We start from the raw sequence: 1,183 nt of genomic DNA on the forward strand, positions 1-1,183 counted from the left end.
CTGCTTTAACTACTTTGTACAGACTTACAAAAAGTAAAAAAAATCCTTATTATGTACCTTCAATCTATCTTTTAGCGAAAGTTTACATAAAGTTAGGGAAAAAGACGGGAATAAAAAAATATTTTAATTACGCTTTATATTTGTTGAATACATATATGGCTTTTAAGAAAAGTCTTGATTGGGATTATTACTACACAAAAGGTAATTTATTTGAAGCGTGGGGTTTTTACGAAAGAGCAATGTTCTTTTATAAAACATCTCTTTTTATAGCAAAAGACAAACAAAAATATATTAATTCTTTAATTGGTATATTAAGAACTGCAATATGGTTTAACAAGTTAGATATAATTACTCAATATGCTATAAAAATCAGTATAAAAGACATTTTAAAAAGAGAAGAAAATCCTGAAATAAGATTTTTAAAAGGATTACTTTTCTTTAATCAAAAAAAATACAAAAAAGCCTATAAATACTTATACGATACATATAAGCAAAATGAGGAATATTTGATAGATAATCCAGACTTTTATTATATCGTCGCTGAAAATATGTACAGAATAAAAAAATATGATTTTGCAAAGCAACTTTTTAGAAGGATTGTAAGTATTACCCAAAATCTGGAAATAATTAGAAAAGCTATTCTTAGACTTGGTGATATTGAAATAATTCAAAAAGATTATCCTTCAGCATTCAATCATTATTATTATTTAGCTACAGACTATAGTGGAACGAAAGAGTCTACAATAGCTAAACTTAAAATAATAGCTTACAGTGATATTAAAGAGTTTAAAAAAAGAATAGAAAAATCTGATGACGAAGATTTAAAAAATCCTTTAAAGTTTACCACTCATATTTTAGTTTTAAACAGAAATACAAGGTTAGGTAGATATGCACTTGCAGATTTCGGAAAGATAATTTTCAAATATAATTCCCAGTTTTTATACAAAAAACTTTCATGGGAGTTGTCTGTACTTGAAGTTGAAAGAATGTCGTATGAAGAAAAAGAATTTTTTAACAATATCTGGTCTGAAAAATTGTTAACCATAAAACCTAAATGGGTTTGTTTACTTTATGATTCTAATAAAAGTTTTTTCTTAAAGGTATTTGACAAAGATTATCTGTTAAACCTTTCAGATAGAATTGAAAACTGCTCAGTAAATAAAAAAATAGATTTACTAAAAAG

At 25.2% G+C, this 1,183-nt stretch carries 1 pseudogene; it reads left to right on the forward strand.

The features are described 5' to 3' along the window. Nucleotides 1-1,183: pseudogene (locus HG1285_RS20095) on the forward strand (hypothetical protein); the annotation flags it as partial.

The sequence above is a fragment of the Hydrogenivirga sp. 128-5-R1-1 genome (genome assembly GCF_000171895.1).